We start from the raw sequence: 15,997 nt of genomic DNA on the forward strand, positions 1-15,997 counted from the left end.
CCATTCTTTTCAGGAGTTTCTGATGTCCAACACCTCCGCCCGGCGGCTTGAGGCACTGCGCCAGCGCATGAGCGAAACCGGCACCGACCTGGTGGCCATCGGCCCGTCCAGCCACATGGTCTACCTTGCCGGCCTCGACCCGCACGGCGACGAACGCCCCGTCATGCTTCTGATCTCGAAGGATCATGCCGGCTTCCTGATGCCCGCGCTCAATGTCGACAGCTCGCGACAGAAGACCGGCCTGCCCTTCTTCCCCTGGCGCGACGATGACGGCCCGGACGCCGCCCTTGCCGGGCTTCTCAAGGCATCGAACCTGCCGGAGACCCCGAGCGTGGTGATCGACGAGACGATGCGCGCCGATTTCGCGCTGCTCCTGCTCGACGCGCTGCCGGGCGCAAAGCGCCGCTTCACCGACGACACGGTCGGCCATCTGCGCGCCCGCAAGGACGAAGACGAGTACAAGCGCCTGAAGGCGAGCGCGGTGCTCAACGACAAGGCCGCCATGGCCGGTTTCGATGCGCTGAAGCCCGGCGTCACCGAGCTGGAAATTTCCGCAGCCATCCGCGACGTCTACAAGGCGGCGGGTGCGGTGCCGGTGTTCACCAGCGTCTGCTTTGCCGGCAATGGCGCATTCCCGCATCACCACACCGGCGACACGAAGCTGAAGGAAGGCGACGCGGTTCTCATCGACACCGGCGGCCGGCTGGACGGCTACCCCTCCGACATGACGCGCGTCGGCTACTACGGAAAGCCCGATGCGGAGTTTGAGAAGGTCTACGCCATCGTCGAGCAGGCGGTTGCCGCGGCTCTTGCCGCTGCGAAGCCCGGCGTCACCGCAAAGACCATCGACAAGGCCGCGCGCGACGTGATCACCGAGGCCGGTTATGGCGACTTTTTCCCCCACCGCACCGGCCACGGGCTCGGCATCGACATTCACGAGCCGCCCTACATGACCGCCACCTCCGAGACGGTTCTGGACGAAGGCATGGTGTTCTCCATCGAGCCCGGCATCTATCTGCCCGGCAAGTTCGGCCTGCGGCTGGAAGAGATCGTCATCATGCGCGCCGACGGTGCGGAGATCCTCTCCGACCTGCCGCGCACCGCGCAGCTGCGCGGATAGAGGCTCACAAAACCAGGCGGCGGTCGGGAAACCGATCGCCGCTTTTCTTTGGGCTGAAGGTCTGATACGCCTCCAGCCGCCGGAGAGTTCCGGCACCGGTCGCAGCCTACCCGGTCATTAAAACAAGGAACCCGATCATGAAAACGCTCGTCGTCTGCTCAGGCGGACTCGATTCCGTTTCCCTTGCCCACAAGGTGGCGCGGGAACAAAACCTTATTGGCCTGATCTCCTTCGATTACGGCCAGAGACATCGCAAGGAGCTGGATTACGCGGCAAAGGCAGCCGCCCGGCTCGGCGTCCCCCACGACCTTCTCGACATTTCCGCCATCGGCCGGCATCTGGCGGGCTCCGCCCTCACCGACGCCATCGACGTGCCGGATGGTCACTATGCCGAGGAGACCATGCGCGTGACGGTGGTGCCCAACCGAAACGCCATCATGCTCACCATCGCCTTCGGCATTGCCGCAGCGCGCGGGGCCGATGCCGTGGCCGCCGCCGTTCATGGCGGCGATCACTTCATCTATCCCGATTGCCGGCCGGGCTTCATCGATGCGTTTCAGGCCATGCAGGACGCCGCGCTCGAAGGCATGGGCGCGGTCAGCCTCTACACGCCCTTCGTGAACGGCTCCAAGGGCGACATTGTGCGCGAGGGCGCGCGCGCTGAAACGACCTTTGCCGAGACCTGGTCCTGCTACAAGGGCGGCGAAAACCATTGCGGGCGCTGCGGCACCTGCGTGGAGCGGCGCGAGGCCTTCCACGAGGCCGGCGTTCCAGACCCCACCCTCTATGACGATCCGGACTTCTGGCTTGCCGCCACACAAAGGGCCACCGGGGAGGTAGACCATGTATAGGGTCAGCAAGGAGTTTCACTTCTCCGCCTCGCACCGCCTGACGAACCTGCCGGACGACCACCCCTGCGCCCGGCTGCACGGGCACAATTACATCGTCGTGGTGGAACTGTCCGGCGAGCGGCTCGACAATCACGGCTTCGTCCGCGACTACCGCGAGCTCAAGCCCCTTAAAGACCATATCGACGACACGCTCGACCACCGGCACCTGAACGAGGTGTTCGGCCATGACGGCGTCACCGCCGAGTTTCTGGCCAAGGCGCTTTTCGACTGGTGCCGGACGCGCTGGAGCGAGGTGACGGCGGTGCGCGTGAGCGAGACGCCCAAGACCTGGGCGGAATACCGGCCATGAGCACGCTGCGCATCGCCGAGATTTTCGGCCCCACGATCCAGGGCGAAGGCGCATTGATCGGCATGCCGACCGTGTTCGTCCGCGCCGGTGGCTGCGACTATCGCTGCCGCTGGTGCGACAGCCTCCACGCCGTCGACAACGTCTATCGTCATGACTGGCTGCCAATGCAGAGCCAGGATGTAATGGACCGCATAAGGGACCTCTCCGGCGGCACGCCCGTCATGGTTTCGCTGTCCGGCGGCAACCCGGCGATCCAGCCCTTCGAACGGCTGATCGATACGGGCCGCGCCGAGGGCTATCGCTTCGCGCTCGAAACACAGGGCTCCGTCGCCCGCGACTGGTTCGCAAAGCTCGACATGCTGGTTCTGAGCCCCAAGCCGCCCTCCTCCGGCGAGACGGTGAACTGGGAGCGTTTCGACGCCTGCATCGCCGCCGCCGGCAATGCGCCCATGGCGATGAAGATCGTCATCTTCGACGAGGCCGATTATCGCTGGGCGCGGCATGTGGCGGACCGCTACCCCGCCCTGCCCCTCTACCTCCAGCCCTGCAACCACACCCCGCCGCCGCCAGAGACCGAGGCCGAGGATGCCGCCATCGACATGGAAGGCGTTCTGGAGCGCATGCGCTGGCTGGTGGACCGCACCGTTGCCGACCGCTGGTTCTCCCCCCACATCCTGCCGCAGCTTCACGTGCTCCTGTGGGGCAACCGGCGCGGCGTCTGAAAGGAAGCGACCGCAATGACCGACAAGACCATCTACGACAATCTGACCCTTCTGGGCGGCAAGACCGAACTGCCCGCATCCCCCGAAGAAGCCGTGCTCGAACGCGTGCCCAACCCGCAGGAGGATGCGCTCTACGCCGTGCGCTTCACTGCGCCGGAATTCACCTCGCTCTGCCCGCTCACGGGCCAGCCCGACTTCGCCCATCTGGTGATCGATTATGTGCCGGCCGGCTGGCTGGTGGAGAGCAAATCGCTAAAGCTTTATCTCGGCGCATTTCGCAATCACGGCGCGTTTCACGAAGACTGCACCGTCTCCATAGGCCGCCGCCTCTGCGACCTTCTGGAACCCCACTGGCTGCGCATCGGCGGCTACTGGTATCCGCGCGGCGGCATGCCCATCGACGTGTTCTACCAGACCGGAGAACCTCCAAAGGGCGTGTGGATCCCTGATCAGGGCGTCCCGCCCTACAGGGGGCGTGGCTAGGGAGAGGGAGCGTTCAGGACGCACTCTGCTTCGCAAGCAGCGCATCCCTGTCGAGACGGGTCCTGAAGAAGCGGCCATCGAAATAGGTCTCGTCGCGGATATCGGGCAGCGCCTTGGCCGCCATGTCGGCGAAGCGCCCTTCGGAAAGGCGCGCGGAAACATAGTCGGCGAACACACCGATGCGGCGCTGCCGTTCCCGCCCCACGCGCCGCTCCTTGCGTGAAGGAAAACCGTGCGCCGCCATCTTTCTGCGCAGCCAGAATTTGAAGCGCTGCGGCCCCGTCAGTGTGAGCGGGCGCGCCAGCGCTGCGGCGTCGCAGCCAGCCTCTTCGAGAAGCGCATCGTACACATCGATGATGGCTTCATCGATATTGGTCGCGGCGTCGCCCCGCCGGTCAAACCAGGGCTTTTCATACTGACAGAAATGCACGAACACCGGATCAATTGCCGCAAACATACCGAAACCGAGCACCGACGCCTGAAAATTGAAACGCGGGCTCAGCTCCGTCCATGCGCCATCGAAGAGCCAGGCAAGAAAATCCTGATCGAAACGCTCGGCCTGCGGATATTTCTCAAAATATTCGACAAGCCTGCCGGCAAAGTCATGCTCCCGCCAGCGCTGCGGGTCGATCACCAGAACGCCCGAGTTGAAGCCACGACCGGATGAAATGCCCAGCGTCTCCAGCCAGTCCTCCCGGCACAGCTTTTTGGCCGTTGGCGGCAGCTCGAAAAGCGTTCCGTAATCTTCCACGGCGGCAAGACCGGACGGCAGAGCCACGTCCCAGATCGCGTGATCGGGCTTCATGCTCAGGACATCGGCATCGAGATAGATCAGCCGGCTATATTGCTGCAGGCGCGCCGGAGCAAACAGCCGGAGATAAACGATATGCGGCCAGCTGCGGCTGCTCGGCAGCCCTTCCGGAAGACAGGGCATCAACGCGTCGAAATGATAGTGAATACGCCCTTCATGCTCGACCTGCCGTACGGCGGCTGCGGGATCACGCCTTTCGACAAAGATGTGAACATCGCAGCCCCAGCTGCGCGCAATATGCAGGGCCTGCGCGCTGGCAATGCAGCACATCCCCTCATCGACGACAAAATAGAAAGCGTTCAAAACCTTGCCTCGGAACAGGCAAGGCTTCCGTTTCCTATCTGAAAAGAAAGTCCACTTGCCGATCAAATTTCGAAATATCGAACTCGGGCATTGAGTTCCAAATAACGCCGTCCTTATGAACGACGGCCCACTCCTTCCAGCACGCAAAAACGTCATTTGAAAGGCGACGGATAGCCGGCGAATATTCTACGCAGAACGGCAGCCCCGCCATGGAGGGCCAGCCGGCGATGGCGTCCCCCTCGAAGCCTTCCACATCCATCCAGACCAGTCCGATCTCGTCCGGCGACACGCCCAGATCGGCCATCACGTCCTCGATGCGCACGACAGGCACATCGACGGCAACGCCGCTGCCGCCATCGTGCAGAAGGCTGCTCGCACCGGTGTTGAGCGTGTTGAGAAAAAGCCGGGCCTCACCGGGCTCCCTGCCGGCCGCCGCTTCCATGATCGTCACCCGGTCGGTCAGATCGTTGATGGCCATGTTGGCCTTGAGGATCCACAGATGTTCCGGGTGCGGCTCAAAGCAGATCGCCCGTTCGAAGCCGCCGAACTTGAGCGCATAGATCGTCTGGGTTCCGATATTCGCACCGACATCGACAAAGATCCCGCGCCGCGCCGCCGCCTCGAACACCGCCATGGTTTCTTCCCGAAACCAGCCCTTCTCCTGCCGAATGGCTTTTCCGATACACTGGTCCTGAATGCTGACCGCACATCGGTGATCATCGAGCTCGACGATCAGCGCGCCCGCTTCTTCATAAAGATGCCGCTGGAAATACCGCGAACGAATGAGCGGCTTGATGATGCGTTCGTCCCGAAAATTCCGGGCGCTCTTTTCAAGCGTCTTGAGAAAACCCATGGCCTGCATCCCGGATAACCGCGCGGAAACACAACCTTAATGACAGAGCCCGGCGATCACGACAAGCCTCTGGTTGCGGGCCGGATGGAGAGAGCAGGAATTGGTGGATGCCCCGCCGAAGACCATGAAACCGAAATCCACGCAAACGCCACCGCCCACAGATTATTGACTATAATTAGGCACCATATTATATGCCGCCATATGAATGAGATGCTTGAACAGAAACACCTGGCGCTGCTGAACGAAGCCGAGCGCCGCGCCACCGCCCCCACGCACAACATCCGCGCGTGTTTCGAGCTGCTGACACTGGCCGGCGCGATTGATCGCGACTGCGCCGCCCGGCTTGCGCCGCACCGGCTTTCCGAAAGCAAGTTCGTCCTGCTTTTTCTCCTGCACGACAAGCCCGGGGGGCTTTCGCCGCATGAGCTGGCGGAACGTGCGGGCGTGACCCGCGCAACGATCACCGGACTTCTCGATGGCCTCGAACGCGACGGCTTCATCGCCCGCCGCGGCGGCCTTGATGACCGGAGGAAGGTCGCCGTCAGCCTGACCGAAGCAGGACAAAAGACGGCGCGTGACCTGTTCAACGAACACACCGAATGGGTCGCTTCGCTGTTTGAAGGCTTTGCCGACGACGAGCGCAAAACGCTGAACACGCTCCTGCAACGCATCTGGCAAAATCTGGAAACCGGCAGACCACAGGCGGGCCAGCCAAAGGATGCGCGCGCATGAGCGCAGCAAAGCCCGCAGGGCGCAGCGTCAGGGATATAAGCCCGGATCGCCTCGCCCGCCTCAATGCCGGAGAGATTGAAGCCGCGACGCTCACCGAGTGTCTCGCCGTCGATTTTGCCGTGCTCATGGGCAATGTCCTGCCGGAAATCGGCACAGACACGCTGGCCGAAATGAAACAGAGCGCAGCGCAAGGCATATCAAGACGCATGGCGCTTGCCGCGCAATTGATCCGGCAGGAGCTTGGCGACACCGTATTGGACCGGCTTGGGCAGCACCCTTCGGACACCGCGCGCGGCTGGGCCTGCTTCATGGTCGGCGCGGCCCAAATGCCCCTTCACGACAGGCTTGCGGCGATACGGCCCTATGCCGACGACCGGCATTTCGGCGTGCGGGAATGGTCGTGGATGGCCGTCCGCCCGCATCTCGCCGCCGAACTCGAAAGCGCCATCGCGATGCTGGCCGCGTGGAGCGCAGATCCGTCGGAGCGCGTCCGGCGCTTTGCCTCGGAGGCTATCCGCCCGCGCGGCGTGTGGTGCACGCATATCGGCGCGCTGAAGACACAGCCACAGCTTGGGCTTCCGGTCCTCGAACCGCTTCGAGCGGACCCTTCCGGCTATGTGCAGGACTCGGTTGGCAACTGGCTGAACGACGCCGGAAAAGACCGGCCGGACTGGGTTCAGGCCCTGTGCACCCGATGGTCCGCCGAAAGCCCGACACCTGCGACAGCCCGCATCTGCAAGCGCGCCCTTCGCTCGATCAAACCCGATCTCCAACGTTGAACCGGAAGTGAACCATGGCGCACTATCTCGCCGAACTCTACACCCCGAAACCCGCCTGGCTCGACCTCTCCGAGAGCGAACGCCAGGAATTCTTCACCGGCATCGGCTCGGCCGTTCCGGCCCTGTCCGCCCTCGGCGTGGAGGCTCTTGCACTCGGCAAGGTCGATCAGACCAAACGGCACGCCGCACCACAGACATTCTTCGCCATTTGGCGCTGCCCCGACGATGCGGCGCTCGATGCGCTCATATCCGGCATCGCGCAATCGGGCTGGCACGACTATTTCGACACCATCAACGCCGGCGGCGAAGCCACCGATCTCGCCGGACACCTCACGCAGTTGAGTGAAGCCGCGCAACGATAGCCGGGAATGCTGCTTGAATTTCCCGGTCTAGCAAGGCGGACTTTCCCGTCTTGCCCGCGAATGCGACAGTCGGGAAATTTCAGCTGGAGACTATCCATGAGCGACAAGGAAGTCATCGACAAGCTTCTGGCTGCCGAGCGGTGGGAAGTCGAAAATTTCATCCGGCTCTATCAGGTGCCCGAATTCGACACCGACATTATGATCAATCACCGCTGGAACGCTCTCGACATGCTGGCCCATATGGTGGCCTGGCATGAGAGTTTTGCGCTCAATCTGAGCCTTATTGCACAGGGCCAACCCCCGCGACCGCCTCGCGGAACACTGCGTGAGGTCAACCGTCAGGGCGTTCTGGACCGCAAAGGTCAAAGTCTGAAACAACTGATCGGTCGGTTCCGCAAGGCCCAGAGAACAATCGAGACCAACATCTACAACGAGAGCGTTACTCTCATTCCGTATCGCAAACCGGGCACAAGCTACAGCCGCGCGCAGCATCTCGACGTTGTAAGAGGCCATATTCGCGGCCACTTCTGGGAGGTGATTGACATGTATGTAAAGAACAGTGCGGCAACCTGCGACTGAGGGAGATCAACTTGGATCTGTAGCGAATGGCAGCTTCGGGCGACAACAAGGTCGGCGGAAGCCATTACCGACATTCAAGAGTTATCAGCTGAATATGGCGGAGAGAGAGGGATTCGAACCCTCGATACGGTTTCCCGTATACACGCGTTCCAGGCGTGCGCCTTCAACCACTCGGCCACCTCTCCACGGCGCTGCATTTTTCAGCTGCGCGACGCTCATCTAGTCGATCTGATCGCGAATGCCAAGACCAGTCTGTGACAGATTTGCAATTTGACGCATTTTCCTGTGTCCGGAGTTCACAAACGCTCAACTTTCCGTAGCGCAATTGCCATCCCGCGCACCGCAGCCTATGTCTCGACAGGTAGTTTCAAATGCACCGCGCGAACACACCCAAGGGGAAGCGATGTTTCGCTTGATCTTTCGAATCCTGGCCCTGTTTGCCCTGGCCGTCGCCGTCGTGATGGCGGTGATCGACGCCACACGCTCCATCGCCGCTTCCGCGCTCATCATCACACCGCTGGGTGAAAGCTGGTATTCGGTCTCGCCCGATACGCTCAATCTCAGCCAGGCGCTGATCCAGCGCTACACCTTCCCCGTCATCTGGGATCCGGCCATCATCTACATTCTCACCCTGCCGGGCTGGCTGGTCTTCGCCGTGCTCGCACTCCTCTTTCACGCCATCGGATACCGGCGCAAACGCCACGCCTTCTCATAAGGCGCGCGGAAAGAGACCGCACAGCCAGGCAGCAGATCGCCCGCTTTCGTACGGCCACAAAACGCGCGCTCCGAACTATTGATATGTGCGAAAACCGGATTCCACTTTTCGGCCCGATGCTCTCCACTGAACCCCGGCAAGACTATCCAAAGTCGTTTTTCCGAACGGTCAAAATTCCACGTGAAATTTGAATTCAGCCATGCAAGAGTGCTGGCAAGAGGAGAGTAATTTGCTTTCCTCATGCCGTCCCCGCTGGTCCACGGCCGGTTACGGGATGCTCGCAAGGGCGCGGGAGCGAACGGGCCTTGGTTCCGGTATCCGCTTCTGCGGCACAGGCAAAAGAGACAGGATAACCGACAGGGTGTGGATCACATGAAGCGTATTGTCCTCGGCCTTCTGGCCGCAACCGCGATGTCCGCAAGCGCATTTGCGGATGAGATCGCTCCGGCTCTCATCTACGATCTGGGAGGCAAGTTCGACAAATCCTTCAACGAGGCAGCCTATAATGGCGCCGAGCGGTTCAAGGAAGAAACCGGCATCGAATATGTGGAGTTCGAAATCTCCAACGACGCCCAGCGCGAGCAGGCCCTGCGCCGCTTCGCCGAGAACGGCCGCAACCCGATCGTCATGGCCGGCTTCACCTGGGTGGACTACCTGAAAAAGGTCGCCGCAGAATATCCCGACACCGACTTCACCATCATCGATGATGCGGTGGACGCGCCCAATGTGCGCTCGGTGACCTTCAAGGAGCAGGAAGGCTCCTATCTGGTCGGCATGCTGGCAGCACTCGCTTCCGAAACCGGCACGGTCGGCTTCGTCGGCGGCATGCAGGTTCCGCTGATCGGCAAGTTCGAGTGCGGCTATGTGGGCGGCGCCAAGGCAGCCAACGCAGACGCCAAGGTCATTCGCAATTACACCGGCGACACGCCGTCGGCGTGGAACGACCCGACAAAGGGCGGCGAGATCACCCGCACGCAGATCGACCAGGGCGCAGACGTGGTCTATCACGCCGCTGGCGGCACGGGCGTTGGCGTTCTCCAGGCTGCGGCGGATGCCGGCAAGCTCGGCATCGGCGTCGATTCCAACCAGAACGGCCTGCATCCGGGCAAGGTTCTCACCTCCATGGTCAAGCAGGTGGACGTCGCCGTCTACAATGCTTTCATGGACGCCAAGAACGGTGAGTTCAGCTACGGCCTTCAGGATCTCGGCCTTGCCGAAGACGGTGTCGGCTACGCCATGGACGACAACAACAAGGACCTCGTGACCGACGAGATGAAGGCCACCGTCGAGGCAGCCAAGCAGAAGATCATCGACGGCGAGATCGTGGTGCACAACTTCCTGAGCGACAACGCCTGCCCCTACTGAGGCAGCGCTTTCGCTCAGGCGACACATTCCAAAGGGCCGCCCGTGCGGCCCTTTTTCCTTTCCTCTCCGCGGCCGGAATGTGTTAGGCCGCTTCCATATTTTCTCCGTACAGTCTTCAGGAGCTTTCCATGTCCGATCTCGCCCCGGTTCTCGATCAGCTCGATCGTTCCATCGATCAGAGTCTGGAGCGGCTTTTCCACCTTCTGAAGATCAAGTCGATCTCGACCGATCCGGCCTTCACCGCCGACTGCCGCAAGGCTGCCGAATGGCTGGTGGACGATCTGAACTCCATCGGTTTCGACGCCAGCGTGCGCGACACTGAAGGTCACCCCATGGTGGTGGCGCATCATGATGGCGAAGGCCCGCACGTGCTGTTCTACGGCCATTACGATGTGCAGCCGGTCGATCCGCTGGAGCTGTGGGACGAAGACCCGTTCTCCCCGTCGATCAAGGAGATCGAGCCGGGCCGCAAGGCGATCCTCGGTCGCGGTTCTTCCGACGACAAGGGCCAGCTCATGACCTTCGTGGAAGCCTGCCGCGCCTATAAGGCGGTTCACGGCAAGCTGCCCTGCAAAATCACCATCCTGTTCGAGGGTGAGGAGGAATCCGGTTCCCCGTCGCTGCGCCCATTCCTGGAAGCAAACCGCGAAGAGCTTTCCGCAGAGTTTGCGCTGGTCTGCGACACCGCCATGTGGGACCGCGATACGCCGGCGGTCTGCGTTGGCCTGCGTGGCCTGGTCGGTGAGGAGATCACCATCAAGGCCGCCGACCGCGATCTGCATTCGGGCTTCTTCGGCGGCGCCGCCGCCAACCCGATCACGGTTCTGGCGCGCATCCTCGGCGACCTGCACGACGAGAATGGCCGCGTCACCGTGCCCGGTTTCTATGAAGGCGTGGAAGAAACGCCGGCAGAGATCCTGAAAACCTGGGAAGGTCTCGGCGAGACCACCGAGGATTTCCTCGGCCCCATCGGCCTTTCCAAACTGTTCGGCGAGAAGGACCGTTCCGCGCTGGAGCTAGTCTGGGCGCGCCCGACGGCAGAGGTGAACGGCATCACCGGCGGCTACACCGGCGAAGGCTTCAAGACGGTCATCCCGGCCGAAGCCTCGACGAAGGTTTCCTTCCGTCTCGTACACAAGCAGGATCCTGAAAAGATCCGCGCCGCCTTCCGCGCCTTTGTCGAAGAGCGGCTGCCCGACGACTGCCGGGTGGAGTTCCATCCGCATGGCGGCTCGCCCGCCTTCCAGCTCGACTATGACATGCCGCTTGTCACCAGGGCGCAGGCCGCGCTGACCGACGAGTGGTCCAAGCCGGCGGTGGCCATCGCCATGGGCGGCTCCATTCCGATTGCCGGCGAATTCCGCCGCATGCTCGACATGGAGACGCTGCTTGTGGGCTTTGGCCTGCAGGATGACCGCATCCACTCGCCCAACGAGAAATACGACCTCAACTCGTTCCACCGCGGCCAGCGCTCCTGGGCCCGCATTCTTGATGCCCTGAGCAAGCAGTAAGCCGGGAAGAAGAAGACATGACCATCCGCTTTCACAAGAACGATCTGCCGGATCTCAGCAATTACGATGTCGACGCCGTGGCCATCGACACCGAGACGCTGGGCCTGAAACCGCATCGCGACCGGCTTTGCGTCGTCCAGCTTTCGCCGGGCGACGGCACCGCCGATGTGGTGCAGATCGATGCCGGACAGAAGAAGGCGCCGAACCTCGTCGCCCTTCTGAAGAACCGCAAGATCACCAAGCTGTTCCACTATGCGCGCTTCGATCTGGCCGTGCTCTATCACAGCTTCGGCGTCATGCCGGAGCCGGTGTTCTGCTCCAAGATCGCCTCGCGCCTCACCCGCACCTATACCGACCGTCACGGCCTGAAGGATCTGTGCAACGAGCTGCTCGGCGTCAGCCTGTCCAAGGCGCAGCAGTCGTCCGACTGGGCCGCCGAGACACTTTCGCCCGAACAGCTCGAATATGCGGCATCCGACGTGCTCTACCTGCACCAGCTGCGCGAAAAGCTGATCGTGCGCCTGGAGCGCGAGAAGCGCACCCGCGAGGCCGATGCCTGCTTCCGCTTCCTGCCCACCCGCGCCAAGCTGGACCTGATGGGCTGGGAAGAAGCCGACATTTTTGCCCACAGCTGAGCGCAACCCGGTCGATTTCGTTTAATTTGACTTAACTGCGCCTTAAACCGCTGCCCTTTACTGTGCCCGCACTTGGCAATGCGGGCACAGGATCACGGGGCAACAGGCTGTATGGCGCGTAAGACGAAAAACCGAAGGATCGAACCGACATTCGACGCGCCCGCCGCGCGCCGTGGCGGCGATGATCTCAAGCTCGGTGACGCCGATCGCGTCGTGCCCTCGCGCCAGCGGCGCAAGCCCGCAAAGGGCAAGAGCACCAAAGGCGGAAAAAGCGCCCGCCGCGCAAGCCCGCGCCGCAAGAGCGGTGCCGGTGGTAGCGGTGGCGGCGGTTTCTTCGGCTTCCTGCGCACCGCCGTCTACTGGTCATTCGTGCTGGCGCTGTGGGGCGGCATCGCCGCCGTGGGCATCACCGCCTATTACGGCGCGAAAATGCCCTCCGCCACCACCTGGGAAATCCCCGACCGGCCACCCAATGTGAAGATCGTCTCCGCCGATGGCGGGCTGATCGCCAATCGCGGCATGACCGGCGGGGAGGCCGTTGGCCTGCACGAAATGTCGCCCTTCATCCCGCAGGCCGTGATCGCCATCGAGGACCGCCGTTTCTATTCGCATTTCGGCGTCGACCCCATCGGCCTTGCGCGCGCCATGTCGGAAAACCTTCTGGCCGGGCGGCTGACCCAGGGCGGCTCCACGCTCACCCAGCAGCTTGCCAAGAACCTGTTCCTGAAACCCGACCGCACCATTGAGCGCAAGGTGCAGGAAGTGCTGCTCGCCTTATGGCTGGAGCAGAAGCACTCCAAGGATCAGATCCTCGAAATGTATCTGAACCGGGTCTATTTCGGCTCCGGCTCCTATGGCGTCGAGGCAGCCTCGCGGCGCTATTTCAACAAGTCCGCGCGCGACGTCACCCTGTCGGAAGCCGCCCTCCTCGCGGGCCTTCTGAAAGCGCCCTCGCGCCTTTCGCCGGCGCGCGATCCGCAGGCCGCCGAAACCCGCGCGCAGGTGGTGCTGACCGCCATGCGCGACCAGGGCATGATCGGCGACAGCGAGATGACCACCGCCATGAGCCGGCCCGCCACCCGCGCCGCCGCCTACTGGACCGGCTCCGAACACTATTTCGCCGACCGTGTGATGGAAGAACTCCCCGGCCTCATTGGCGATGTGAAGAACGACATCATCGTCGAGGCGACGGTGGACTTCCGGCTTCAGAAACAGGCCGAAAAGACCATCCGCAGCCTGATCGACGAGAAGGGCGGCAAGCTGGCGGTCAGCCAGGGCGCGCTCGTCTCCATCGACACCACGGGCGCAGTGCGCGCCATGGTGGGCGGCTACGACTACGCCAACAGCCAGTTCGACCGCGCCTCCGAGGCGCGCCGGCAGCCGGGCTCCGCCTTCAAGCCCTTCGTCTACATGGCCGCGCTGGAACAGGGGCGCCGCCCCGACAGCGTGCGCAATGACGCGCCGATCAGGATCGGCAAATGGAAGCCGGAAAACTACAAGGGCAAATATTACGGCCCCGTCACCCTGTCGGAAGCGCTGGCCCGCTCGCTCAACTCCGTTGCAGCGCAGCTCGCCATGGAAGCCGGTCCCAAATCCGTGGTGGAGCTGGCGCAACGCATGGGCATCGAATCCGACCTCAAGGCCAACGCCTCCATCGCGCTCGGCACCTCCGAGGTCACGCCGCTGGAATTGACGGCGGCCTACCTTCCCTTCGCCACCGGCGGACTGCGCCCGGAGGTCCATTTCGTCACCCGCGTGACCACCTCCTCCGGCAAGGTGCTCTATCAGCATGACCGGCCACGCATGACGCGCGTGGCAAGCGCGGAAGTGATCGGCATGATGAATTCGATGATGCAGGGCGTGGTGGAAAACGGCAGCGCCCGCGCAGCCGCCATCGGTCGCCCCGCCGCTGGCAAGACCGGCACCACGCAGCAGTCGCGCGATGCGTGGTTCGTGGGTTACACCGCCGATCTGGTGACCGGCGTGTGGTTCGGCAACGACACGTCCAAATCCACCAGGGCGACGGGCAGTTCCCTGCCAGTACCGGCATGGAAGGCTTTCATGGAAGAGGCCGAAAAGGGCCGCCCCGTAAAGCGCCTGCCCGGCTCCTGGTCGCCCGGCGCATCCTTCGGCGGCGGCGTCGCCGCGCAGCCTCAGGAGCGCCCCGTCCCGCAAGCCGCTGTTGGCTCTGGCGGTAATGGCGGCGCCAACACACAAGCGTCGCAGGCCTCTGAGGCCCGGCCTACACCGTCCGCCCCGGTGCCAGCCCCAGTGCCCGCACCCGGCGGCGGAAACCCCGACCACACGGCCTCCGTGCGCCGTCCCGTGCCACCGGCGGATGTCGGCGGTGCGCCGCAGCGCAGCCAGACCTCCATCCTCGACATCATTCTGGGAAATTAGAGTGCCGCCATCCGCTTTGCCTATCGCTTTCCCCTGCGCTGTCGCCTACATAGGAACGGAACAGGGAGAAGGGCATGGCGGACGAGCGGAAGACACTGGTTTTAACCGGCGCAAGCCGGGGCATTGGCCACGCGACGGTGAAGCGTTTTTCCCGCGAGGGCTGGCGCGTCATCACCTGCTCGCGGCAGGCGTTCGCCGATGACTGTCCATGGCCCGCCGGCCCGGAAGACCACATCAAGGTAGACCTTTCCGACCAGGAAGACGTGGGCATCGCGGTCGCCGAGATCCGGCACCGTCTGGAGGCCAATGGCGGCCGGCTCGACGCGCTGGTGAACAATGCGGCCATCTCGCCCAAGCTTGAGGGCGGCAAGCGCATGAACTCCATCGACACGCCCATGCATGTGTGGCGCGATGTGTTTCAGGTGAATTTCTTCGCCCCCATCATGCTGGCGCGCGGCCTCTTCCGCGAGCTTGGCAATGCGAAGGGCTCGATCGTGAATGTCACGTCCATCGTCGGCAGCCGCGTCCACCCCTTTGCCGGAACCGCCTACGCCACGTCCAAGGCCGCTCTCGTGGCGCTGACCCGCGAAATGGCAGCCGATTTCGGCCCCCATGGCGTCCGCGTCAACGCCATTGCGCCGGGCGAGATCGAAACCTCGATCCTTTCTCCCGGCACCGACAAGATCGTTGAAGGCATTCCGCTGCGCCGCCTCGGCCAGACCTCGGAAGTCGCCGACACGATCTTCTTCCTGTGCTCGGATCAGTCGTCCTACGTGTCCGGCTCGGAAATCCACATCAATGGCGGCCAGCACGTCTAAAACATCCCACGCGGCGTGAGGTGTAACAAACGTTGCAGCGTTTCCGAGAAACGCTGCAACGGCGCACGCCTGTCCGGCGCACAAGCTGCTATTGAAGCAGCACTTTCTCGATGTCGCTCACCGTGTGATTGGTCAGCGTCTTGGCGATCTCGCCGATGACCTTGTCTTCCACTTCCTTGTGCATTTCCTTGCGCAGCTCGCCCAGCACCAATGGCGGGGCGACCAGCACGAGCTTGCTGTACTTGCCCTTGTGCGCAAGCTTGTAGAGTCGCTCGGCGACATCGCCGGCAAAGCGCTCTTTCTCGATGCGGTGCCAGTCGGTCTCGTCCACGGCGCTGCGGTGCCCGCCATTGCCGTCATTGAGACGTCCCGGCCTGTCGGTGCCCTGCTCCCGGCTTGGCGGGTTCTCTTCCTGCATCAAACGCACGACCTGAAGGTTGGGATAGGTGGCGTCGCCTTCATTGCGAAGGAACAGCGCCTTCTCACCATCAGCGACCACAACCCATGTATCGTGTACAAGCCGGAACTCAGCCATTTCGATCTCCATTGCTCAAGTCGGTCTCCGGGAAACGCGGGCTGGCGCTTCCCGTTCCCACAAAACTGATATGG

General features: G+C 62.9%; 18 protein-coding genes and 1 tRNA gene. 15 read left to right on the forward strand and 4 right to left on the reverse strand.

Going from position 1 to position 15,997, the window contains the following annotated elements; all coding sequences use genetic code 11:
• Positions 1-22 precede the first annotated feature (22 nt).
• The 5 genes from JYP46_RS16670 (at position 23) to queF (ending at position 3,525) form a co-directional block, all read left to right on the forward strand.
• Positions 23-1,120, forward strand: coding sequence for a M24 family metallopeptidase (locus JYP46_RS16670; RefSeq protein ID WP_206548744.1), 1,098 nt, complete (start codon positions 23-25; stop codon positions 1,118-1,120).
• Between the two features lie 137 nt (positions 1,121-1,257).
• A complete protein-coding gene (queC, locus tag JYP46_RS16675; RefSeq protein WP_206548745.1) occupies positions 1,258-1,971 on the forward strand; it encodes a 7-cyano-7-deazaguanine synthase QueC in 714 nt (237 codons plus the stop codon).
• Positions 1,964-2,320, forward strand: coding sequence for a 6-carboxytetrahydropterin synthase QueD (gene queD, locus JYP46_RS16680; protein WP_206548746.1), 357 nt, complete (start codon positions 1,964-1,966; stop codon positions 2,318-2,320). Before queC ends, queD begins: the two co-directional genes overlap by 8 nt.
• Positions 2,317-3,042 (forward strand): 7-carboxy-7-deazaguanine synthase QueE, encoded by a 726-nt coding sequence (gene queE, locus JYP46_RS16685; RefSeq protein WP_206548747.1) that lies wholly within the window; start codon positions 2,317-2,319, stop codon positions 3,040-3,042. Before queD ends, queE begins: the two co-directional genes overlap by 4 nt.
• Positions 3,043-3,057: 15 nt before the next feature.
• On the forward strand, positions 3,058-3,525 hold the full coding sequence (gene queF / locus JYP46_RS16690) for a preQ(1) synthase (protein ID WP_206544408.1): 468 nt from the start codon (positions 3,058-3,060) through the stop codon (positions 3,523-3,525).
• 13 nt (positions 3,526-3,538) lie between these two features.
• On the opposite strand, the gene JYP46_RS16695 is transcribed toward queF, so the two are convergent.
• Together JYP46_RS16695 and JYP46_RS16700 are read right to left on the reverse strand one after the other, a co-directional pair.
• Positions 3,539-4,639, reverse strand: a complete 1,101-nt coding sequence (locus tag JYP46_RS16695; RefSeq protein ID WP_206548748.1) for a glycosyltransferase family 8 protein — start codon at positions 4,637-4,639, stop codon at positions 3,539-3,541.
• A 34-nt stretch (positions 4,640-4,673) separates the two neighbouring features.
• Positions 4,674-5,492, reverse strand: coding sequence for an FkbM family methyltransferase (locus JYP46_RS16700; protein WP_162742225.1), 819 nt, complete (start codon positions 5,490-5,492; stop codon positions 4,674-4,676).
• A gap of 201 nt (positions 5,493-5,693) precedes the next feature.
• Here JYP46_RS16700 and JYP46_RS16705 point away from each other — a divergent pair, with 201 nt between their 5' ends.
• The 4 genes from JYP46_RS16705 (at position 5,694) to JYP46_RS16720 (ending at position 7,944) form a co-directional block, all read left to right on the forward strand.
• Positions 5,694-6,224: a MarR family winged helix-turn-helix transcriptional regulator gene (locus JYP46_RS16705; RefSeq protein ID WP_206548749.1), complete on the forward strand. Its 531-nt coding sequence runs from the start codon at positions 5,694-5,696 to the stop codon at positions 6,222-6,224.
• Complete coding sequence (locus tag JYP46_RS16710; RefSeq protein WP_206548750.1) at positions 6,221-7,003, forward strand: DNA alkylation repair protein; 783 nt, start codon at positions 6,221-6,223, stop codon at positions 7,001-7,003. Before JYP46_RS16705 ends, JYP46_RS16710 begins: the two co-directional genes overlap by 4 nt.
• Positions 7,004-7,017: 14 nt before the next feature.
• A complete protein-coding gene (locus JYP46_RS16715; RefSeq protein ID WP_206548751.1) occupies positions 7,018-7,365 on the forward strand; it encodes a DUF6616 family protein in 348 nt (115 codons plus the stop codon).
• Positions 7,366-7,461: 96 nt separating this feature from the next.
• Positions 7,462-7,944, forward strand: a complete 483-nt coding sequence (locus tag JYP46_RS16720; protein ID WP_206548752.1) for a hypothetical protein — start codon at positions 7,462-7,464, stop codon at positions 7,942-7,944.
• Between the two features lie 95 nt (positions 7,945-8,039).
• On the opposite strand, the gene JYP46_RS16725 is transcribed toward JYP46_RS16720, so the two are convergent.
• Positions 8,040-8,129: transfer RNA gene (locus JYP46_RS16725), tRNA-Ser, on the reverse strand.
• A gap of 218 nt (positions 8,130-8,347) precedes the next feature.
• Between JYP46_RS16725 and JYP46_RS16730 the strand changes: the two genes are divergently transcribed.
• From JYP46_RS16730 to JYP46_RS16755, 6 genes are all read left to right on the forward strand, one after another.
• A complete protein-coding gene (locus tag JYP46_RS16730; RefSeq protein WP_113153879.1) occupies positions 8,348-8,659 on the forward strand; it encodes a hypothetical protein in 312 nt (103 codons plus the stop codon).
• A 372-nt stretch (positions 8,660-9,031) separates the two neighbouring features.
• The gene (locus JYP46_RS16735; protein ID WP_113153878.1) at positions 9,032-10,024 is read left to right on the forward strand and encodes a BMP family lipoprotein; all 993 of its coding nucleotides are present in this window, start codon (positions 9,032-9,034) and stop codon (positions 10,022-10,024) included.
• 128 nt (positions 10,025-10,152) lie between these two features.
• Entirely contained in the window at positions 10,153-11,535 is a 1,383-nt protein-coding gene (locus JYP46_RS16740) for a dipeptidase (protein ID WP_113153877.1), read from the forward strand.
• A 17-nt stretch (positions 11,536-11,552) separates the two neighbouring features.
• Positions 11,553-12,170, forward strand: a complete 618-nt coding sequence (locus JYP46_RS16745) for a ribonuclease D (RefSeq protein WP_113153876.1) — start codon at positions 11,553-11,555, stop codon at positions 12,168-12,170.
• Between the two features lie 111 nt (positions 12,171-12,281).
• The gene (locus tag JYP46_RS16750; RefSeq protein WP_206548753.1) at positions 12,282-14,570 is read left to right on the forward strand and encodes a transglycosylase domain-containing protein; all 2,289 of its coding nucleotides are present in this window, start codon (positions 12,282-12,284) and stop codon (positions 14,568-14,570) included.
• A gap of 74 nt (positions 14,571-14,644) precedes the next feature.
• Entirely contained in the window at positions 14,645-15,388 is a 744-nt protein-coding gene (locus JYP46_RS16755; RefSeq protein ID WP_206544400.1) for an SDR family NAD(P)-dependent oxidoreductase, read from the forward strand.
• Between the two features lie 88 nt (positions 15,389-15,476).
• Here the strand turns inward: JYP46_RS16755 and JYP46_RS16760 are convergent, their stop codons facing one another.
• Positions 15,477-15,923: a baeRF12 domain-containing protein gene (locus JYP46_RS16760; RefSeq protein ID WP_206544399.1), complete on the reverse strand. Its 447-nt coding sequence runs from the start codon at positions 15,921-15,923 to the stop codon at positions 15,477-15,479.
• Positions 15,924-15,997: the final 74 nt, after the last annotated feature.

It is taken from the genome of Nitratireductor aquimarinus, from assembly GCF_017255295.1.
GTDB classification, from domain to species: Bacteria; Pseudomonadota; Alphaproteobacteria; order Rhizobiales; family Rhizobiaceae; genus Nitratireductor; species Nitratireductor aquimarinus.